Origin of the sequence: Streptomyces fuscichromogenes (assembly GCF_014645815.1) — a bacterium.
GTDB classification, from domain to species: domain Bacteria; phylum Actinomycetota; class Actinomycetes; order Streptomycetales; family Streptomycetaceae; genus Streptomyces; species Streptomyces fuscichromogenes.
Window position 1 is genome coordinate 339452 of the sequence record NZ_BMML01000006.1, and the last position, 20731, is coordinate 360182.

18 protein-coding genes are annotated in these 20731 nt (G+C 71.4%); 10 read left to right on the plus strand and 8 right to left on the minus strand.

Annotated elements, in window-relative coordinates:
* Window positions 1–30: 30 nt before the first annotated feature.
* Together IEZ11_RS15675 and IEZ11_RS15680 are read left to right on the plus strand one after the other, a co-directional pair.
* Entirely contained in the window at window positions 31–1986 is a 1956-nt protein-coding gene (locus IEZ11_RS15675) for a hypothetical protein (protein WP_189263335.1), read from the plus strand.
* A gap of 135 nt (window positions 1987–2121) precedes the next feature.
* On the plus strand, window positions 2122–3303 hold the full coding sequence (locus IEZ11_RS15680) for a putative hexosyltransferase (RefSeq protein WP_373294908.1): 1182 nt from the start codon (window positions 2122–2124) through the stop codon (window positions 3301–3303).
* A 9-nt stretch (window positions 3304–3312) separates the two neighbouring features.
* Here the strand turns inward: IEZ11_RS15680 and IEZ11_RS15685 are convergent, their stop codons facing one another.
* Together IEZ11_RS15685 and clpB are read right to left on the minus strand one after the other, a co-directional pair.
* Window positions 3313–3840 carry a type III secretion system chaperone family protein gene (locus IEZ11_RS15685; RefSeq protein WP_189263336.1) on the minus strand — a complete coding sequence of 176 codons (528 nt, stop codon included), beginning with the start codon at window positions 3838–3840 and terminating at the stop codon, window positions 3313–3315.
* 156 nt (window positions 3841–3996) lie between these two features.
* Entirely contained in the window at window positions 3997–6618 is a 2622-nt protein-coding gene (clpB, locus tag IEZ11_RS15690) for an ATP-dependent chaperone ClpB (RefSeq protein WP_189263337.1), read from the minus strand.
* Between the two features lie 113 nt (window positions 6619–6731).
* On the opposite strand from clpB, the gene IEZ11_RS15695 reads away from it, so the two are divergent.
* Window positions 6732–7145, plus strand: coding sequence for a pyridoxamine 5'-phosphate oxidase family protein (locus tag IEZ11_RS15695; RefSeq protein ID WP_189263338.1), 414 nt, complete (start codon window positions 6732–6734; stop codon window positions 7143–7145).
* A gap of 180 nt (window positions 7146–7325) precedes the next feature.
* Here the strand turns inward: IEZ11_RS15695 and IEZ11_RS15700 are convergent, their stop codons facing one another.
* Window positions 7326–7622 (minus strand): Rieske (2Fe-2S) protein, encoded by a 297-nt coding sequence (locus IEZ11_RS15700; RefSeq protein ID WP_189263483.1) that lies wholly within the window; start codon window positions 7620–7622, stop codon window positions 7326–7328.
* A 40-nt stretch (window positions 7623–7662) separates the two neighbouring features.
* Entirely contained in the window at window positions 7663–7890 is a 228-nt protein-coding gene (locus tag IEZ11_RS15705) for a hypothetical protein (RefSeq protein ID WP_189263339.1), read from the minus strand.
* A 171-nt stretch (window positions 7891–8061) separates the two neighbouring features.
* On the opposite strand from IEZ11_RS15705, the gene IEZ11_RS15710 reads away from it, so the two are divergent.
* From IEZ11_RS15710 to IEZ11_RS15720, 3 genes are read left to right on the plus strand one after another with little or no spacing between them, the layout of a single operon-like run.
* Window positions 8062–9027, plus strand: a complete 966-nt coding sequence (locus tag IEZ11_RS15710; protein WP_229713038.1) for a helix-turn-helix domain-containing protein — start codon at window positions 8062–8064, stop codon at window positions 9025–9027.
* Window positions 9024–10022, plus strand: coding sequence for a helix-turn-helix transcriptional regulator (locus IEZ11_RS15715; RefSeq protein WP_189263341.1), 999 nt, complete (start codon window positions 9024–9026; stop codon window positions 10020–10022). The genes IEZ11_RS15710 and IEZ11_RS15715 overlap by 4 nt, the downstream gene beginning before the upstream one ends.
* On the plus strand, window positions 10019–10996 hold the full coding sequence (locus IEZ11_RS15720) for a helix-turn-helix domain-containing protein (protein WP_189263342.1): 978 nt from the start codon (window positions 10019–10021) through the stop codon (window positions 10994–10996). Before IEZ11_RS15715 ends, IEZ11_RS15720 begins: the two co-directional genes overlap by 4 nt.
* Here IEZ11_RS15720 and IEZ11_RS15725 read toward each other — a convergent pair.
* Complete coding sequence (locus IEZ11_RS15725; protein ID WP_189263343.1) at window positions 10959–12011, minus strand: helix-turn-helix transcriptional regulator; 1053 nt, start codon at window positions 12009–12011, stop codon at window positions 10959–10961. The genes IEZ11_RS15720 and IEZ11_RS15725 overlap by 38 nt on opposite strands.
* A gap of 395 nt (window positions 12012–12406) precedes the next feature.
* On the opposite strand from IEZ11_RS15725, the gene IEZ11_RS15730 reads away from it, so the two are divergent.
* The 3 genes from IEZ11_RS15730 to IEZ11_RS15740 are packed head-to-tail and all read left to right on the plus strand — an operon-like array spanning window position 12407 to window position 15727.
* Window positions 12407–13954 (plus strand): circularly permuted type 2 ATP-grasp protein, encoded by a 1548-nt coding sequence (locus IEZ11_RS15730; RefSeq protein ID WP_189263344.1) that lies wholly within the window; start codon window positions 12407–12409, stop codon window positions 13952–13954.
* The gene (locus tag IEZ11_RS15735; RefSeq protein ID WP_189263345.1) at window positions 13951–14883 is read left to right on the plus strand and encodes an alpha-E domain-containing protein; all 933 of its coding nucleotides are present in this window, start codon (window positions 13951–13953) and stop codon (window positions 14881–14883) included. The genes IEZ11_RS15730 and IEZ11_RS15735 overlap by 4 nt, the downstream gene beginning before the upstream one ends.
* 1 nt (window position 14884) lies before the next feature.
* Window positions 14885–15727, plus strand: a complete 843-nt coding sequence (locus tag IEZ11_RS15740) for a transglutaminase family protein (protein ID WP_189263346.1) — start codon at window positions 14885–14887, stop codon at window positions 15725–15727.
* A gap of 213 nt (window positions 15728–15940) precedes the next feature.
* Here IEZ11_RS15740 and IEZ11_RS15745 read toward each other — a convergent pair whose 3' ends face one another.
* Window positions 15941–17050, minus strand: a complete 1110-nt coding sequence (locus IEZ11_RS15745) for a sugar ABC transporter substrate-binding protein (protein WP_189263347.1) — start codon at window positions 17048–17050, stop codon at window positions 15941–15943.
* Window positions 17051–17342: 292 nt separating this feature from the next.
* Here IEZ11_RS15745 and IEZ11_RS50800 point away from each other — a divergent pair, with 292 nt between their 5' ends.
* Window positions 17343–18998, plus strand: coding sequence for a PA14 domain-containing protein (locus IEZ11_RS50800; protein ID WP_229713039.1), 1656 nt, complete (start codon window positions 17343–17345; stop codon window positions 18996–18998).
* A gap of 66 nt (window positions 18999–19064) precedes the next feature.
* Here IEZ11_RS50800 and IEZ11_RS15755 read toward each other — a convergent pair whose 3' ends face one another.
* On the minus strand, window positions 19065–19526 hold the full coding sequence (locus IEZ11_RS15755) for a heat shock protein transcriptional repressor HspR (protein ID WP_189263484.1): 462 nt from the start codon (window positions 19524–19526) through the stop codon (window positions 19065–19067).
* Window positions 19527–19531: 5 nt separating this feature from the next.
* Complete coding sequence (gene dnaJ, locus IEZ11_RS15760) at window positions 19532–20713, minus strand: molecular chaperone DnaJ (RefSeq protein WP_189263348.1); 1182 nt, start codon at window positions 20711–20713, stop codon at window positions 19532–19534.
* Window positions 20714–20731: the final 18 nt, after the last annotated feature.

Below are 20731 nucleotides of genomic sequence, written 5' to 3' on the forward strand. Positions count from 1 at the left end.
AGGTCGCTCGCCGTTGCCGCGAGTGCCGCCGTGCTGTGCTCCGTCGCGTCCGCGACGGCCGCCGTCGCGGACGACACCGGTGCCGTGATCACGTTCGACGGCATCTCCTCGGACGCCGGGGGTGACGGCACGGTCAGCGCCGGGCAGACGGTCACCGGCACGACGGACGTCACCTTCACGGTGCAGGCGGACCCGGACGACGAGCCGACCGAGGCCGTGGTCAGCATCACCGGCAGCGGTGCGTACCAGGGCACCGGCACGGTCAAGCAGACCTTCGCCCTGAACCCGGGAGACTGCCTGCCCTCCTGCACCCTGCACGCGACCCTGGACACCGCCGCCACCCGGCAGTTCGCAGGCGCCACCAACGGGGTGGCCGCGCCGCTGGTCAACGACGGCGCGAACACCGTCCACGTCGAGGTGGACAGCCCCCGCCCGCGGACCGTCACGGCGAACACCGCCGTCACCGTGGACAACGGGCGGCCGACCGTCACCCTGCCCGATCTGCCCGGCGACGCCGCCTGGACCAGCTACCAGCCCGTGGGTCTGTCCGCGGACGACGAGTTGTCGCTGCGCGCCACCGCGACCGGCGCCGACGGAGTCTCGCGGGTCCGGTACTTCAGCTCCGGCACGGCGTGGCCCGCCCCCGTCGACCTGACCGCCCCGAAGAGCGGCACGACGTGGACCACCACCCTGGACACGAGCGCGGTCCCGGCCGGCCTGTACGCCGGAGGCGTCTACGTCGTGGCCTACGACAAGGACGGCCGCGCGGGTTCCCCGGTCCGGGCCGACACGCTGGTCGACCACGGCTTCACCATCACGCCGAAACTCGACAGCGTCATCCGCCCGGACGAGACGACGGCGAGCGTGACCTACGCCTACCCGTCGGCGCTCGACAAGAAGTTCCCGGCCAACCTCAACTACGCCTACCCGGTCAGCACCACCGTGTCGCTCGACGGCACGGCACAGGCGACGACGCCGGTCACCGACTCCACCTACGAGGGCAACACCGCGGGCTTCCTCGCCGACCTCGGCGAGCTGCCCTACGGCGCCCACACGCTGACGTTCGACACGGTCGACAACCGCGGCGCCCACGGCCGGACGGACCTGCCGGTCAGGGTGGTCTCCGAGGTCACGCCGACCTGGACGGACGGCTTCCAGGACTTCCCCGTGGCGGGCAGCAGCAGGAAGTTCGCCGCCACGACGTCCGCCGCCGACGGCGTCAGCCGGGCCGAGCACTGGACCCTCGACGTCGACGGCACCGCCTTCGCCACCGGCAGCTATCCCGCGCAGCCCGCCGGCACCTGGAAGACCACGACGACCGGGGTGCACGACGTCACGCTGACCATCGTCTCCCAGTACGGCGACACCACCGTCCGCAGCGTGTCCACGCGCGTCCTGGCCGCCACGACGACCCAGCTGACCGGCCCGGCCACCAGCACCTACGGCGGCAAGGCGACCTTCACCGCGACCGTGACCCGGACCGGCGCCGAGGCCGCGGCCGGCGCCAAGGTGAGCTTCCAGTACAAGCGGGCGGGAACCACCACCTGGAAGACCCAGGGCACCGTCACCGCGGACAGCGCCGGCAAGGCCTCCTACGCCACGACCGCCAAGTACAACGGCGTCTGGCGTGCGGTCACCGCGGCCAAGAACCTGACGTGGGCGTCCTCGACCAGCAAGACCCTGACCGCGCACGTCAAGGCCGTGCTCACGGTCGGCAAGCCGGCCACCAAGGCGGTCCACGGCAAGCCCGTGTCCTTCACCGCGCACAGCTCCCCCTACGTCAAGGGAACCGCGCTGCGCTTCCAGGCCCGCCAGAAGAACGGCACCTGGGTGACCCTCACCAGCGCCACCCTCACCACCGGCGGCACCGCCACCGCGAAGATCACCTTCCCGCGCAGGGGAACGTGGACGCTCCGGGTCTACCGCCCGGCCACCACCGACCTGACGGACACCTACTCCTCGACGTGGACGGTCAAGGTCAGCTGATCCGGGCTGACCCGGGTCGATCCGGGCTGATCGGGGCTGATCGGGGGGCCGTCGTCCCACTGGGCGCACTCGGGGCCTACCCCGACCGGACGTGTATTTCTCGCTCCCCGGGGCGATCACCGGCACTGTGCGAATGTGAGCCACGCCAGCACCGCCGCCCTCGCCCCGTCCGTCGCGCAGCAGCCCGGCGCCCGGCTGTCCGCCGTCGCCGCCGGCGGGGTCGCCGTGGGCCTGTTCGCGGTGGCCCGGCTCACCGGTGCGGCCGTGCTCGCGCTGGCCGCCTGGGCGGGCGGCCGGCATCCGCTGACCCTGCTGGGGAGGTCGTGGGACGCGGCGTGGTACCTGGGGATCGCGGCGCACGGCTACGGCCGCACCCTGTACTTCGGCCCCGGCATCATCCACAGCGACCTGGCGTTCTTCCCGCTCTACCCGGCCCTGATCCGGACCCTGACCGCCGTCACCCCGCTCAGCGGGGCCGGCGCCGGGCTGCTGGTGTCCTGGACGGCCGCCGCCGTCGCCGCCGCCGGCGTCTACGCGGTGGGCGCCCGCCTGCACGGCCGTGCGGTGGCCACCGCCCTGGTACTGCTCTGGGGCCTGCTGCCGCACTCCGTGGTGCTGTCCATGGCGTACACGGAACCGGTCCTGACCGCCTTCGCCGCCTGGTCGCTGTACGCGGTACTGGCCGGGAACTGGGTATGGGCGGGCGCCCTGGCCACCCTGGCGGGGCTGTCCCGCCCGAACGGCTTCGCGGTCGCGGCGGCCGTCCTGGTCGCCGCCGCGTGCGAGCTGCGCCGCACCCGCGGCCGGGTTACCCACAGGCTGTGGACGGGCGCGGCGCTCGCCCCGCTCGGCTGGACGGCGTACGTCCTGTGGGTGGGACACCGCAAGGGGAACCGGCTGGGCGGCTACTTCGCCGTACAGCGGCTGTGGGGCTCGCGCTTCGACTTCGGCCGGGGCTCGCTGGCCTTCGTCCGTACGCTGCTGCTGCGCGGCGACCGCTTCGTCTTCCCGATGGCCCTGGTGATCGTGGCCGCCGCGGTCGTGCTCTTCGCCCTGCTGGCCGTCGACCGCGCCCCGCTCCCGCTCCTCGCCTACACCGCCGTACTCCTGCTGATCGCGCTCGGCGGGTCGGGCTTCTTCGAGTCGAAGCCGCGCTTCCTGCTGCCGGCCTTCCCGCTGCTGCTCCCGCTGGCGCGGGCGCTGGTCCGCACGGCGAGAGCCCGGCCCTGGCACGCGACGGTGGTGGTCACGGCCCTGGCCGGGCTCTCGTTCGGCTACGGCGCGTACCTCGTCGTGTACGCGCGCACACCGCTGTAGGAGCGAGGACTACTCGTCGTCCTCGGACTCCTCGGCCTCGTTGACGGCCTCCTCCAGGCCGAGCTGCTCGACCAGCCACTTGTCGAACTCGAGCGCGGCCCGCACCCAGCTGACCGTGGACGAGACGAAGTGGTTGATGTCGACGCCCGTGCCGATCAGCATCTGGGCCTCACCGATGAGACGGACGGTGCCGTCGTCATGGGTGTGGGTGTAGACCTTGGGCCACAGGGTCCGCCGGTTCCAGTCGTCGATGGACTCCAGCAGCTGCGGCTTCTCGTCGATCTTGTGGGGGCGGTCGTAGAACGTCCGCACCGAGAAGACGGCCTGCTCGTCCTCGCCGCGGAACATGAAGTACGTACGGAACTGCTCCCACGGCGCCGCGAGGTCGCCCTCGTCGTCGACGACGTACTTCAGCTCCATCTGGTCGAGGAGCTGCTTCACAAGATCCTGATCCGGGACGACGGGGCCCGCCGGTCCTTGGGGCTGCGGCTCGGGCTGGCCCCCGAAGCTCGGAATCGAGGACGGGTCGATGGACATACGTGGACACTCCTGCTGTCGTCTGGATCGTCCGGTCATCGCTGAGACCAGACGTAAGACCCACCCTCTCTCCCTTGGACCGCGACCGGCAACCTGCTCGGGCCCGAGCCGCCGATTCGCGCCTGCTCAACGAGGTGAAAACCGGAATCCGGTTCGTCACAGGCTCTTGCCGACGGGTCCGGCGGCGGGTTCCGGAGTCACCGGGCCCACGATCAGGCCCTCGCCGAACGCGTCCACCCGGATCGTGTCGCCGTCCTTGACCTCGCCGGACAGGATCTCCCTGGCCAGCCGGTCGCCGATGGCGGTCTGGACCAGGCGGCGCAGCGGGCGGGCGCCGTAAGCCGGGTCGTTGCCCTCCTCGGCGAGCCAGGCCAGGGCCTCCGGGGTGATCTCCAGGGCGAGCCGGCGGTCGGCGAGGCGCTTGGCGAGGCGGTCGATCTGGAGCCGGGCGATCCGGGCCAGTTCGTCCTTGGCCAGGGCGGAGAAGACCACCAGGTCGTCCAGCCGGTTCAGGAACTCCGGCTTGAAGGACATCCGGACGGTTTCGAGGACCTGCCGCTTCTTCTCCTCCTCGCCGAGGACCGGGTCGACCAGGTACTGGCTGCCCAGGTTCGAGGTGAGGACCAGGATGGTGTTGCGGAAGTCGACGGTGCGGCCCTGGCCGTCGGTGAGGCGGCCGTCGTCCAGCACCTGGAGCAGGATGTCGAAGACCTCGGGGTGGGCCTTCTCCACCTCGTCCAGGAGGACCACGGTGTACGGGCGGCGGCGGACGGCCTCGGTGAGCTGGCCGCCCTCCTCGTAGCCGACGTATCCGGGCGGGGCGCCGACCAGCCGGGCCACGCTGTGCTTCTCGCTGTACTCCGACATGTCGATGCGGACCATCGCCCGCTCGTCGTCGAAGAGGAAGTCGGCGAGGGCCTTGGCCAGTTCCGTCTTGCCGACGCCGGTGGGACCGAGGAAGAGGAAGGAGCCGGTGGGGCGGTCCGGGTCGGCGATGCCCGCGCGGGAGCGGCGGACGGCGTCGGAGACGGCGCGTACGGCCTCGGTCTGGCCGATGAGGCGGCGGCCCAGCTCGTCCTCCATGCGGAGCAGCTTCTGGGTCTCGCCCTCCATCAGGCGGCCGGCCGGGATGCCGGTCCAGGCGGCGACCACGTCGGCGATGTCGTCGGAGCCGACCTCGTCCTTGACCATGGTGTCCCTGGACGTCTCCTCCTCGGCCTGCGAGGCGGCCTCCAACTCCTTCTCCAGCTGCGGGATCTCGCCGTACAGCAGCTTGGAGGCGGTGTCGAAGTCACCGTCGCGCTGGGCGCGTTCGGCGGTGCCGCGCAGAGCGTCGAGCTTCTCCTTGAGCTCGCCGACCCGGTTCAGGGACTGCTTCTCGCGCTCCCAGCGGGCGTTGAGGCCGCGCAGGTCCTCCTCCTTGTCGGCGAGGTCGCGGCGCAGCTTCTCCAGGCGCTCCCGGGAGGCCGGGTCGGTCTCCTTCTCCAGCGCCAGCTCCTCCATCTTCAACCGGTCGACGGAGCGCTGGAGTTCGTCGATCTCGACGGGGGAGGAGTCGATCTCCATGCGGAGCCGGGAGGCGGCCTCGTCGACCAGGTCGATGGCCTTGTCGGGGAGGAAGCGGGAGGTGATGTAGCGGTCGGAGAGGGTCGCGGAGGCGACCAGCGCGCTGTCGGCGATCTGGACCTTGTGGTGGGCCTCGTAACGGCCCTTCAGGCCACGGAGGATGGCGATGGTGTCCTCGACGGTGGGCTCGGCGACCAGCACCTGCTGGAAGCGGCGCTCCAGCGCCGGGTCCTTCTCGATGCGTTCGCGGTACTCGTCGAGGGTGGTGGCGCCGACCATGCGGAGTTCGCCACGGGCCAGCATCGGCTTGAGCATGTTGCCGGCGTCCATCGCGGAGTCGCCGCCGGCGCCCGCGCCGACGACCGTGTGCAGCTCGTCGATGAAGGTGATGATCTGCCCGTCGGAGTCCTTGATCTCGGCGAGGACGGTCTTCAGGCGCTCCTCGAACTCACCGCGGTACTTGGCGCCGGCGACCATGGCGCCCAGGTCCAGCGAGACCAGCCGCTTGTCCTTGAGCGACTCGGGGACGTCCCCCTTCACGATCCGCTGGGCCAGTCCCTCGACGACGGCGGTCTTGCCGACGCCGGGCTCGCCGATCAGCACGGGGTTGTTCTTGGTGCGGCGGGACAGCACCTGCACCACCCGGCGGATCTCGGTGTCCCGGCCGATGACGGGGTCGAGCTTGCCGTCCCGGGCGGCGGCCGTGAAGTCGGTCCCGAACTTCTCCAGCGCCTTGTACTGGCCCTCGGGGTCGGCGGTGGTCACCCGGCGCCCGCCGCGCGCCTTGCGGAAGGCCTCCACCAGCTTCTTCGCGGTGGCGCCCTGCCGGTCGAGGACCTCGCCGGCCGCGCCGCCCTTGGCGGCGATGCCGATGAGCAGGTGCTCGGTGGAGAGGTAGTCGTCGCCGAGGTCCCGGGCGCGCTCGTCGGCGTCGGCGAGGACCGCGAGCAGTTCACGGTTGGGCTGCGGGGGCGCGACCGTGGAACCGGTCACGCTGGGCAGTGCGGCCAGCACGCGCTCGGCGCCCTGGCGTACGGCGGCCTGGTCGGCGTCGACGGCCGCGAGCAGGTCGGTGATGTTCTCGTTGTCCTGCCCCGCCAGCAGAGCCAGCAGCAGGTGAGCGGGGGCCAGGTCGGCATGCCCCTCGGTCACGGCCCGGCTGCTGGCCGCGTTGATCGCGTCCCGGCTCCTGTTGGTCAGCTCTGCGTCCACGTTCGCGTTCTCCTCCTCGGCACCGTACGGCTGACTCAGCCAACGTACACAAAGTTGAGTCTATTCCACTCAAGGTGCGATCGGGAGCCCTTCCGGGGACTACCTTCCGGATCATGAGTACACACCGCGTGAACCCCGCCGCGCCGGACGAGGCCTACCTGCGCTTCTGGCAGGAGCACCACCTGTGCACCCTCACCACCCTGCGCCCCGACGGCAGCCCGCACGTGGTCCCGGTGGGGGTGACCTACGACCCGGAGGCGGGACTGGCCCGGGTGATCACGGACGGGGCGAGCGCCAAGGCGGCCCACGTGCGGGCCGCCGGGCCGGACGGGGCCCGGGTGGCGGTGTGCCAGGTGGCGGGACGGCGGTGGGCCACACTGGAGGGGCGGGGACGGGTCCGGACCGAGCCGGAGAAGGTCGGCGAGGCGGAGCGCCGGTACGCCGGGCGGTACGGGCGGACGCCCCGGGAGAACCCGACCCGGGTGGTGATCGAGATCACGGTGGAGCGGGCGCTCGGGCGGGGATGACAGGCCAGGGTGACCGACCCGTTCTGACGGCTGGTTTCAGCCACCATGCGAGATGGCCCAAACCTGTCGATACGGCGAAATGTCCCCCGGAAACTGCAGCGGCGTCACCGTGTTCAGGTCACGGTGACGCCGCTGCGGGGGGAAGCACCTGAGCGATCTTTTTACGACGGGGGAATCGCGTCAGGCACTGCGGGGGGTGGCCGAGATGGTCCTCACGTCCGGGATGTCCGGCTCAGCCAGCCGGTGGTCCCGTTGGTCCAGATTCACAAAGATCATTCCGTACCGGATCGCGCACCGCACGGGCTGCGGCGCACCCCGGGGCTTGCGCAGGCACCGGTACGCCCGTACGTCCTCGTCCTCGTCCCGCGTCACGACGACCGGCTCACCGAAGACGGTCACCATCAACGAGTCACCACTGTGGGGGATGGCGGTGACCAGGTCGATGAAGTGCCAGCCGGATCGGTAGGCGGTCGCCATCTCGCGGCGGAAGGATCGGTCGTCGGGTGGGGTGGTCACTTCAGCTCCCGGCTCCATCGGTCGAGACAAGCCCATCGGTGGTGCTGCTGTCAGCTGTGTCCGTCGCCACCACGGCCGGCCAGCCGGTGTTGATGGCCTGCACGTCGGAGGGCCAGCCCGTGTTGGCCCGGACATCGACCTTCGCATCGGACAGACCGCTCAACATGCCGCCGAGTGCCACGACGGAGAAGGCGGCCACAAGTACCGAGCGAAGCATTTTCTTGCTCATCTTCGGCTTCGTCCTCACTTGAAGGTCCCCTCTTCCCCCGTACGAATAAGACGATGGCTCATTCGGGCACGTCATGGCCACACGATCGGTGCATCATGTTCCTGCATGTTCAGGACCCTGGGGGGTGGAGATTCAGTGGCGAATAGGGCGAAAGCGACACATCCCCACGCGATGGCGGATCTGTGCGAGGAAGGCAGCCGTCTGTATGCCGCCGCGCTGCGTGCGGGACGCGTCGCCCGCTCGGCCGTCGAGGACGCGCCCTGCCTGATGGAGTTCGCTCTGCTGCAGCCGGATCCGGCCGATCCGAGCTGGCTGCTGCCGGTTCCCCCGGCACTCGCCCTGACCCACCGGCTCGGCCCGATCGAGCGCGAGATCACCGAGCGCCGCCGACTGTCCACCCAACTCGCCACCGCCTTCGAGCCTTTCATGGCGCTCGGCTCCCACGCCATGACGAACAGCGACTCGGTCACCGTCCTGGAGGGCAGCGAGCGGATCAACACCGCGCTCAATCTCGCCACCGAGCAGTGCCGGACCGAGGTGCTCACGATCCAGCCGAGCGACCGCCTCTCCGAACAGAGCATGCAGCGGGCCCTGGAGCGGGACAGGCCGCTGAACGAACGGGGTGTCCGGATCCGGACCCTGTACCAGCACACCGCCCGCTACAGCCCGGAGAAGCTGGCGTACGCCGCCCATCTCGCCGACGGCAAGGCGGAGTACCGCACCATCGACGAACTCGTGGAGCGGCTGATCATCTGTGACGAGACGGTCGCCTTCATCCCCATCCGCGAGGACCAGCAGGTCGCGCTGGAACTGCGTCAGCCGGGCCTCGTCCGCTACCTCATCAGGGTCTTCGAGTTCATGTGGAACCGCTCGGTCCCGCTGAGCACGGGCGGGCACTACGAGGTCGCCTCCCACGGCATCACCGAGATCCAGCACTCCATCGCGAAGCTGCTGGTGGAGGGCCATGTGGACGAGGCCATCGCGCGCCGGCTGGGCATGAACGTCCGCACCTGCCGGGCGCACATCGCCAAACTGGCCCAGGTGCTCGGCAGCGGCAGCCGCGCACAGCTCGGCTTCCTGATCGCCCAGTCCGGAATCCTGGACCAGACGCTTCCCGAAGAGGGCACCACCCCGTGACCTCCGCCCCACACCCCGAACACGGTGCCGAGGACCTGTGCGCGGAGGGCCGGGAGCTCTACGAGCGTGCCCTCCGCAAAGGCCGCATCACCGCCCCGGAAGCCGCCGGCGCCCCCTGCCTCACCGACCTGGGCCTGCTGTACCCGGCGCCGGACGACGCGGACCGGCTGCAGCCCGTCGCCCCCGTCGTCGCCCTGAACCGGCTCCTGTCCGGCCCGCAGGCCCGGATCGCCGACGAATGGCGGCACAGGAAACAGCTGGTGGAACTTTTCGCACCGCTGACCCGCGTCGAACGCGGGCCCGGCACGTCGTCGGACTCCCCGGCCCTGCGGCTGCTCAGCGGCACCCGGCGGATCAACCAGGCCATCACCGACGCCATGGCCGAGGCACGGCATGAAATCCTGTGCATCCAGCCGCACGCCGGTCTGGTCGGCCCGCGCGGCAGCGTCGCCTACCCCGTCGCCCTCGAACGCGACCAGGCGTTCCTCGACCGCGGCGGCCGGTTCCGCACCCTCTACCAGCACACCCTGCGCCATGTGTCGAACGTGTACGTCTACGTCGAGGAGATGCACGGCGACAGCGTGGCCCGCGGCCTCGACGAGGTACCGGACCGGCTCATCGTCCTCGACCACGCCGTCGCCTTCCTGCCCGCCGACGGCCCCGGCAGCCTGGCTCTCGAAGTCCGGCACCCGGCACTGATCAAGTACTTCGCCACCACCTTCGAGCGGCTGTGGCAGCTGGCCACCCCGATGTTCCCCAAGGCCGAACACCGCCCCACCGTCAACGGCGTCACCCCCCGCCAGCAGGCCATCGCCGCCCTCCTCGTGGAAGGCCACACCGACGCCGTGATCGCCGAGCGCCTCGGCATGAACATCCGCACCGCCCGCGTCCACATCGCCCGCCTCGGCACCACCCTCGGCAGCGACAGCCGGGCCCAACTCGGCTACCTCATCGGGCAGTCCGGGATCCTCAAGGACCGGGACGACGAGCGGTGACCGGCTGCGAGCACGGTGTCGACGAGCTGTGCCCGGTCGGCGCGAAGCTGTACGAACGCGCCCTGCGCGCCGGGCACATCACGGCCGAGGACGCCGCCGAGGCCACCTGCCTCACCGACTTCGGCCTCCTGCACCCGGCCCTCGACGACCTGGACCGGCTGGAGCCGGTGCCGGCCGCGGCGGCCCTGCACCGGCTGCTGCGCTCCTCGGCCGCCCGGATCGCCGACGAACGGCGCCGCGAGGCACGGCTGCTGGAGCAGTTCGAACCGCTGCTGCGGGCCGGTGACCCGGGCCCCGGCGGCGACACCCCCACGCTGCGCCTGCACCGCGGTACCAGGCCCATCAACCAGGCCATCACCGACGCCATGGCCGGGGCCGGCCAGGAGGTGCTCTGCATCCAGTCGCACACCGGGCTCACCGGTCCCGGGGCCCGCACCGCCGTCGCGGCCGCCCGCGACCGCGACCAGGAGATCCTGGACCGCGGCGCCCGCATCCGCGCGCTCTACCAGCACACCCTGCGCCATGTCCCGGCCGTGTACGGCGGCTTCGAGCGGCTGCGCGGCGACGTCGAGGTGCGCGGCCTCGACGAGACCCCGGACCGGCTGATCGTCATCGACCACGCGATCGCCTTCCTGCCGGCCGCCGCCGACGGCTCCCTGGCCCTGGAGGCCCGGCACCCGGCACTGATCAAGTACTTCGTCACCACCTTCGACCGCCTGTGGCGGCTGGCCACCCCGCTCTACCCGACCCTCGAACACCGCCCCACCGTCAACGGCGTCACCCCCCGCCAGCAGGCCATCGCCGCCCTCCTCGTGGAAGGCCACACCGACGCCGTGATCGCCGAGCGCCTCGGCATGAACATCCGCACCGCCCGCGTCCACATCGCCAAACTCGCCACCACCCTCGGCAGCGACAGCCGCGCCCAGCTCGGCTACCTCATCGGACGCTCGGGGATTCTCGATCGGGAAGGCTGACCGCGGCCGGGGCCGCGCTCGTACCGCCCGGCGGCCGGTCCAGGCCCACCTGCGCTATGCGCACGCCCAGTTGGGTACGGCTGGCCGCGCCCAGCGTCTCCGAGAGACGGGCGATGTGGGCCCGGCAGGTGCGGACGCTGATGCCGAGGCGCTCGGCGATCACCGCGTCCTGGTGACCCTCCGCGAGGAGCGCGGCGATGGACTGCTCCCGGTGCGAGATGCCCTCGATGCCGGTGTCGGGGAGCGGCGCGGTGAGCGGGATCGCCAGCCGCCACAGGCGTTCGAAGACCGTGACGAAGTACTCGACCAGGGCGGGGTGGCGCAGCTCCAGGGCCATCGTGCGGTCCGTGTTCGCGGGGATGAAGGCCACCGTGCGGTCGAAGAGGATGAGGCGGTCGATGACCTCGTCGAGAGTGCGGGCCTCGACCGCGTCGCCCATCAGCTCCAGGTAGTTGAGCAGGCCCTGACCGTGCCGGGCGACATGCGTGTACAGGTCGCGCATGCGCACGCCCCGGCCGCGCAGGGCGACCGCCCGGTGCAGCCCCTCGGTCAGCTCCGACTCGCGCCGGATACCGCCCGGCTGCACGGTCAGCACCTCCTGCGTGCACGCCTCCGTCGCCTCGTCCATGGCCGCCTGGATCCGGGACAGCCCGTCGAGCACCCGGATGGCCACCGTGCCCTCCGCGGACGCCGACACGGCCTGCAGCTGCCGTCCCAGACCGGCGTACCACTCGAACGCCTCGACCGCCGACCCCATCCGGCGCTGGCTGTCCGCCACCTCGTCGTACACCCCGCGCAGCAGCCGGGTCATGACCTCCTGCGGGGCGGTCGGCACCAGCCAGTCCATGTCATCGGGGTCGGGGTGCAGCAGCGCCAGTTCCAGCAGGCAGGGCACCGCGTCGGCGTCCGTGCGTGGCACCCGGCCCCGGCGCACGGCCCGGGAGTACACGCGGTCCCCGACGGTGCACAGCCGGTCGGCACCGTGTGGATGCTCCTCCGTCCCGTGCCCGGCCATCGCCCATTCCACCCCCGGTTTGCTGCCTCTTCCGCAGCGCAACTATGAGCGGTCCGGACCGGGTCCGCAACACGGCTCCCCTCGTGCGGGGCGTCGTAATACCCGGGTACGACCGGATTTCACACCGCCTCCGCAGGCCGCGTTGCAACAAGATGACGGTGGTGGCCACAGGGCCCGCGGGGCATCGTGGGACCCGCTTCCCACGGGTGTTGCCGTACACCCGGCGGGGCCCCGGACCATCCTCCCCCGTTTGGGTCGGGGCCCCTTGCAACGCACCTACGGGGGAGGTGCGTTGCAAGGGAGGGTCGCTCGCGGGCGCGTGACGCGGCGGTCTCGGCGAATCCCCGAAATCCGCCAGTGATCGCCGTGTTACGTGCCCGCTCTAACGTCCCCTCATGGCGGACATATTTGACGCATACGCGTTGGCCGACGCGTGGGACGAGATGTTTGTGCGGCCGGGTGAGGTCAGGACCGCCTACGAGCCGGTACTGGCTGCGCTCCAGCCGATCGAACCGAGTGAACTGCGCTTCCGGGCCGACCAGATGGCGCGGGCCTTCACCGACCGGGGGGTGACCTACGCCTTCGCGGGCGAGGAACGGCCCTGGCCGCTGGACCTGGTGCCGAGGATCCTCGACGCCCTGGAATGGGATCTCGTACGAAGAGGCGTGGCCCAGCGGGTCCGGGCCCTGGAGGCCTATCTGGCCGACGCCTACGGACACGCGCGGGCCTTCGAGGACGAGGTGGTCCCGTGGCGGCTGCTCCTTGGCTCGCCGCACTTCCACCGGGCGGCGCACGCGGTGGAACCGCCCGGCGGGGTACGCATCCATGTGGCCGGAATCGACCTGGTCCGGGACGAGGCCGGCGCCTTCCGGGTCCTGGAGGACAACGTCCGGGTGCCGAGCGGGGTGTCGTACGTCATCGAGAACCGCAGGGCGATGACCCGGATCTTCCCCTCGCTCTTCGCCGAGCAGCACGTCCTGCCGGTCGACGGGTACGCCCAGCGGCTGCTGGCCGCGCTGCGGGCGGCGGCGCCCGGCGGGGCGGCGGGCGATCCCCGGGTGGTCGTCCTGACCCCCGGGCCCAGCAACGCGGCCTACTTCGAACACGCCCTGCTCGCCCGGCTGATGGGCGTGCAGCTGGTCGAGGGGCACGACCTGGTGTGCCGCAGCAACCGGGTCTGGATGCGCACGACCCGCGGCGAGGTGCCCGTGCACGTCGTGTACCGGCGCCTGGACGACGACTTCCTCGACCCGCTGCACTTCCGCCCCGACTCGGTGATCGGCTGCCCCGGCATCCTGAGCGCCGCCATCGCGGGGAACGTCACACTCGCGAACGCCGTCGGCAATGGCATCGCCGACGACAAACTCCTCTACACCTATGTCCCGGACCTGATCCGCTACTACCTCGGCGAGGAACCGGTCCTCCCCAACGTGGAGTCCTACCGACCCGACGAACCAGGCCAGTTGGAGGCCGTCCTCGACCAGCTGGACCAACTGGTGGTGAAGCCCGTCGACGGGGCCGGCGGACAGGGCATCGTGATCGGCCCGAAGGCCGACAAGGCCACTCTGGATCGCACCCGCAAAGCCGTGGCCGCCGACCCGCGCGGCTTCATCGCGCAGCGCCCGGTCGCCCTCTCCACCTCCCCCACCCTGTCGGGCGAACGGATGGCGCCGCGCCACATCGACCTGCGGCCGTTCGCCGTGAACGACGGCGACGACATCTGGGTGCTGCCCGGCGGCCTCACCCGGGTTGCCCTCCAGGAGGGCAACCTGATCGTCAACTCCAGCCAGGGCGGCGGCTCCAAGGACACCTGGGTACTCGCCGAGGGTCCCGCCGAACGCCCCGAGCCGGTCGACGCGGGCCCGATCCCCGCCGTCGCCCCGCGCCGCCTCGGCCCGGACGGCACCCGTGCCGTCGTACCGGAAGGAGCCCAGCAGCAGTGAACGACGTGATCCTCTCCCGTATCGCCGAGTCGCTGACCTGGACCGGGCGGTACGTCGAACGGGCCGATGCCACCGGCCGGATCCTCGACGCCTACCTGCACCGGATGCTGGAGGACCCCTGGCGCGACGAGGACGCCGCCTGCCGGTCGCTGTACGCGATCCTCGGCGTGGACGCCGGTGCGGACCGGGTCGACATGCAGCAGGTCCTGGACCAGCTGGCCTTCGACGCCCGCTCCACGTGCTCCATCGAGGGCGCCCTGGGCGCCGCCCGGCTGAACGCGCGCAGCGCCCGTGAGGCCGTCTCCTCCGAGATGTGGGAGTGCCTCAACTCCACCTGGCACGCGCTGGGCGACCGGCGCCGCGCGGCCCGCCGCACCGGCCCCTACGCCTACCTGGAGCTGGTCCGCAGCCGCGCCGCGCTCTTCTTCGGCCTCGCCGACTCCACCATGAGCCGGGACGACAGCTGGCGGTTCATGGTCCTCGGGCGGAGCCTGGAGCGGGTGGACATGACCGTACGGCTGCTCTCGGTGCGCGTGCTGGACGCGGCGCACGCGCCGGACTGGCCGACGCTGCTCAGCGCGAGCGGCGCCGACGAGGCGTACGCACGGGTGCACAGCGGGTTCGGCGACACCCCGAGAGTGGCCGAATACCTGCTCCTGGACCGGGACTTCCCGCGGTCGGCGCTGCACGCGCTGACCACGGCCGAGGAGTGCCTGGCGGCGCTCGGCCGGCCCCGCCAGGACCCGGCCCGCTCCCCCGTCGGCCGGGCCCGCACCCGCCTCGAATACCTGGACACCGCCTCCCTGGAGGAACAGCTGCCGGTCCTGCTGCGCGACCTCCAGCAGGCCTGCATGGCGTCCGCCGACGCGGTGGCCGAGCGGTTCTTCCCGTACCAGGGGCCCGTCGAGTGGGCCCAGGAAGGAGCCTGAGATGGCTCGTCGCCTCCGTATCCGGCACACCACCCGGGTCCCCTACGCCCAGCCCGCCAGCTCCTCGCACAACGAGGTGCGGATGACCCCGCTGACCCTGCCGGGGCAGACCACGCTGGACGCGCGGGTCACCGTGCAGCCGGCGACCGCCGTCTGGTCGTACTGGGACTACTGGGGCACCCAGGTCACCGGGTTCGACCTGATCGACCCGCACGAGGATCTGACGATCACCGCGTCCAGTCTGGTGGAGACCTCGGCGCCGGGGCCGCTGCCGGCCGCGCCGGGGTGGGCGGAGCTGGCCGAACGGGCGGCCGGGTCAAGGCTGCTGGAGTTCTCCGGCGCGACCTCCCGTACGTCCGTGCCGAAGAAGCTGGTGAAGAGGGCACGGGGCGCCGCGGCGGGGCTGGGACCGCACGAGGCCGCGGTGGCCGTCTCCGGGATGGTGGCCGACCGGGTGGCCTACCTGCCGGGGGCGACCGGTGTGAACACCTCGCCCGCGGAGGCGTGGGAGCAGCGGGCGGGGGTCTGCCAGGACATCACCCATCTCACCATCGCCCTGCTGCGGGGGCTGGGGCTGCCGGCCCGGTACGTCTCCGGGTACCTGCACCCGGAGCGGGAGGCCGAGCTGGACCGGCCGGTGGCCGGGCAGAGCCATGCGTGGATCGAGTACTGGGCCGGCGACTGGTGCGGCTACGACCCGACGAACGGGGTGCGGGCCGGGGAGGACCACGTGGTGGTGGGCCGGGGACGCGACTACGACGACGTCACGCCGCACAAGGGGATCTACCGGGGGGTGCCGGGAGGGGCGCCGGAGGTCACCGTGGAGTTCACGAGGGTCGCGTAGTCGTCTGCGGGGCCGTGGGGGCTGGTCGCGCAGTTCCCCGCGCCCCTGACGGGGCGCTGCAGCCGCCGCGTCTCCCCAGCCGCGGGCAGGCGTGCCGCAGGGCGATGGGGGTCCCCCCGCTCGAGCGAAGCCGAGAGTGGGGGAGGGTGGGCGCGGCGGCACCCGGCAAGCGCCGGTGAGCGTCCCCACCCCCCGGCTGCCGCCCGCCGGCGCCTACTTGAGGCCCGCCTCCGCGCAAGCGGTCTTGTACGCGGCTGTGCAGATCTGCGAGATCTTGTAGATGCCGTCGGCGACGACGGTGTCCTTGATCTTGCTCTTGGTGACGGCGTTGACCTGGACCAGCTGGGACGGGATGTCCTTTTTGGTCGGGCTGTCGACGGTGTCCTGGGTGAGCGCGTCGAACTGGATGTCCTTGCCCTGCACCTTGTACACGGCCATCTCGGCGGCGGCCTCGGCCTCGTCCGGGTAGGGCTTGTAGACCGTCATGTACTGCTCGCCGGTGAGGATCCGCTGGATGGCGTCGAGGTCCGCGTCCTGGCCGGTGATCGGCGGCATGGTGGTGACGCCGGCCGCCTTGAGGGCCTTGACGACACCGGCCGCCATGGCGTCGTTCGCGGAGTAGACGGCCGCGACGTTGTCCTTGCCGATCGAGTTGACCGCCTTGGTGACCTCCTGCTGGGCGATGACCGGGTCCCAGTCCTTGGTGTCGTACGAGAGGCCCGCGGTCGTCACCTTGCCGCCCAGCTCCGACATGGCGCCCGTCTTGAACTGCTTGGCGTTGGGGTCGGTCGGCGAGCCGTTGATCATGATGACCTTGTCGGAGGTGTCGACGTTGCTGCCGAGGCCCTCCAGGAGGGTACGGGCCTGGACCTCGCCGACGAGCTCGTTGTCGAAGGAGACGTAGGCGTCGATGGGGCCCTCGGCGAGGCGGTCGTAGGCGATGACCGGGATGCCCGCGGCCTTGGCCTTCTTCACCGTGCCGGCGATGGCGTGCGCGTCGACCGAGTCCAGGATGATCACGTCGACCTTGTCGTCGATCATCTTCTGCATCTGCTTCGCCTGCGTGGCGGCGGACGACGCGGCGTTCTGGTAGTCGACCTGGCCCTGCTTGTTGGTCAGCTCGGCGATCTTCGACTTCATGATCGGGTAGTCGAAGTTGGTGTAGCGGGTGTTGATCTTGTCCGGCATCAGCACACCCACCGTGATGTCGTTGCCCTTCGTCGGGGTCGCGGACGTCGATGACCCTGTCGCGTTGAGCACGCCGCAGCCGGCAAGCGAAAGGGTCATCGTGGACGCGGCCACAAACAGGGCTATACGACGCATACGGGGGCTCACTTCAGGTGCGTTCCGGACGTGGGCGCTTCGCGACCCAGATGTCTGAAAAGCCAACGCGCACGCCACACCCGGCGTCAAGCGGAACTACTTAACGAGTGCGCAACACCACGCTCCGCTGCACCTGTGAAGGCGGAGCGGAACCATCTCCAAACACTCTTTACGGACCCTCCATCCAACGGGAGTTCATGCGCAGGCAAAGATCAGTACAACCAAGTCGTTTCCTCGCGAGTCGTGATCGTCGGCGGCCGGCCCCGCCGTACGGATACGACCAGAGGATCGAATGAAGCCAGCCAGAACCGCCGCGGCCACCGCCGTCGGACTCGCCACCGTCGGCACCCTGCTCGGCGGCGCCACCGCGACCGCCTCGGCGGCGACCACCTGCACCGCCCCGGTCTACCAGCGCCAGTTGTTCGCGAACACCACGTTCAAGGGCACCCCGAGGAAGACCGACTGCGACAGCGCGATCGACCAGAGCTGGAGCGGCGCGCCCGCGTCGGGGCTCCCGAAGGACGGCTTCGGCGTCCGCTGGACCGTGACCCGCGACTTCGGCTCCGGCGGGCCGTTCACCCTCACCGCCGCCGGCCTCGACGGGATCCGGGTGTACCTCGACGGCGTCCGCAAGGTCGACCTGTGGAAGGACACCAGCAAGGCGGTGAGCAGGACCGTCGACGTGACCGTCCCCAAGGGCAGGCACACCCTGCGGATCGACCACGTCAACTGGACCGGCGCCGCCAAGGTGAAGTTCGGCTACGCGCCCCGCACTTCCGCGAGCGCCGACAAGGTCGCGCCCCTCGCCCCGGGCGGAGCGGCGGTCTCCTACGACTCCGCCACCGGCAGGGCCCGGACGACCTGGTCGAAGAACAAGGAGATGGACCTCGCCGGCTACCGCGTCTACCGCCGCCCGCAGGGCTCCTCGTTCGGCGCCACGCCGCTGGCGACGACCGGCTCCACGTCGTACACCGACAGCTCGCTGCCCGCGGACGGAAGGACCTACTACTACGAGGTCCGCGCCTACGACAGGGCGGGCAACGTCTCGGCGGGCTCGGCCGACCAGGGCGTCACCACCGCCGACCGCACCGCTCCGGAGCGGGTGAGCGGGGTGGCCGTGCGCGCGAGCACCGCGGGCAACGTGGTGAGCTGGCAGGCCTCTTCGGCGAAGGACCTGGACCACTACGAGCTGTGGGCCTCGCGGGGCGGCGAGCCCGACCCGGACGGGCCCGAGTTCCTGCTCTCCGCGGACCACACCGACGCCACCGCGGAGGTCGGCACGGCCTACACGTACACCGTGCAGGCCGTGGACACCGCCGGGAACATCTCCCCGGTCTCGGCGCCGGTGACGGCGGCCCGTCCGGCCGCGTCCGCCGTGGCCGCCCCGGCCGGGCTGACGGGCACGCCCGCCGACGCCGCCACCCGGCTGGACTGGACCCCGTCCGGGGACCCGGCCGTCACCGGCTACCGCGTCTACCGGCGGACCGTCCACAACGGCGGCTGGACGCCGCTGGGGACCACCGCCACCGCGTCGTTCGCGGACACCTCGGCCCCGCGGGGGAAGTCGTACTACTACGTCACCGCCGTGGACGGCGACGGGGCCGAGTCGGCTCCCTCGGCGGAGCCGGCCGTCGAACGGCTCACCCCGGCCACCGCGACCGGGCCGGCCGCCCCCAGGCTGACCCTGGTCAGCACCGGGATTCCGGCCCGGTCCCCCGTCGTGCTGACGGCGGCACCCGGCGCGGGTGACGAGAACCGGCTGCTCCAGGGGTACTCCTGGGAGATCGAGGGAGCCTGCGGGGGCAGCGGCGTCAACCTGTCCGCCACCGGCGACATCTCCTGGAAGCCGCCCTACAACGGCCCCTGCACGGCCACCGTGTACGCCGTGGACGCCTACGGACGGCAGAGCGGGCAGGGCTCGTCGCTGGAGTTCTTCGTCGGCCGGTGACACACGCGGGGGCCCGGAGGTCGGTGAACCTCCGGGCCCCTGCGCATCGACCGTGCCGGTCCGCGCCTAGTCCTTCGCCTTCTTCGGCCGCCACACGACCAGTGCGCTGGTCTGCTGGACCTCCTGGTACGGGACCAGGTCGCGGCGGTAGGAGGCGTGCACGGCGGCCTCGCGCTGCTGCATCGCGGCCGCCGCGCCGTCCACCGCCGACTGGAGTTCGGCGACCCGCTGCTGGAGCGCCATCACCTGGTTCTCCAGTTCGATGATGCGCTTGATGCCGGCCAGGTTGATGCCCTCGTCCTGCGACAGCGCCTGCACCTGGCGGAGCAGTTCGATGTCGCGGGCCGAGTAGCGGCGGCCCCGCCCGGCCGTGCGGTCCGGGGAGACCAGGCCGAGGCGGTCGTACTGGCGCAGCGTCTGCGGGTGCAGGCCGGAGAGCTGGGCCGCCACCGAGATGACGTAGACCGGGGTCTCCTCGGTCAGTTCATACGGCCCACGAAAAGTGTCACCGCGTCGACGGCCGTCCATCTCTGTCATGCTCCCTTCGCGGCCTCGAACAGCTCGGCCCGCGGGTCCTCGCCCGCGGTCGCCTCGCGATACGCCTCCAGCGCGTCACGAGCCTTCCCCGACAGGTCCTTCGGCACACTCACCTCGACGGTGACCAGAAGGTCGCCGCGGGTGCCGTCCTTGCGGACCGCCCCCTTGCCGCGGGCGCGCATGGTGCGGCCGTTGGGCGTGCCCGGGGGCAGCTTCAGGGTGACCGGCGGGCCGCCCAGGGTGGGCACCCTGACCTCGCCGCCGAGGGTCGCCTCGGTGAAGGTCACCGGGACGGTCACCGTGAGGTTGTCGTCCTTGCGGCCGAACACCGGGTGCACGTCGACGTGGACCATCACGTACAGGTCGCCCGCCGGGCCGCCGCGCTCGCCCGGTGCGCCCTTGCCGCGCAGCCGGATGCGCTGACCGTCCGTCACCCCGGCGGGGATCCGGACCTGCATGGTCCGCGACGACTTGGCGCGGCCGCTGCCCTTGCAGTCGAGGCAGGGGTGCTCCGCGATCAGGCCGCGGCCCTTGCAGTCCGGGCACGGGTCGGTGAGCGAGAAACCGCCACCGGATCCCCGGGCCACCTGGCCGGTGCCGACGCAGGTCGGGCACACCCGTGGGGTGCCGTTCTTGTCGCCGGTGCCCGAACAGGCCTTGCAGGGGGCCTGCGAGGACATCCGCAGCGGGACCGTGGCGCCCTCGATGGCCTCCGTGAAGCTCAGCGTGACCTCGGACTCGATGTCCTGGCCGCGCCGCGGCTGGGTACGGCCGGCCGTGCCGCCGCCCCGGTTGAACAGGCCCCCCAGGACGTCACTGAAGCCGCCGCCGCCTCCGCCGAAGCCGCCGCCTCCGCCCTGGGCGTTGCCTCCGAAGAGGTCGCCCAGGTCGAAGTTGAAGTTGCCGCCGCCCGCGCCCGGCCCCGGACGGAAGCCGCCGTTGCCGAAGAGGGCGCGTGCCTCGTCGTACTCCTTGCGCTTCTTGGGGTCGCCGAGGATGTCGTTCGCCTCGGAGATCTCCTTGAAGCGCTCCTCCGCCTTGGCGTTGCCCTTGTTGGCGTCCGGGTGGAACTCGCGGGCGAGTTTCCGGTACGCCTTCTTGATCTCGGCCTCGGTGGCGTCCTTGGGGACGCCGAGGACCTTGTAGTAGTCCTTCTCGATGAAGTCCTTGGTGCTCATCCCCGACGCCCCTCCTTC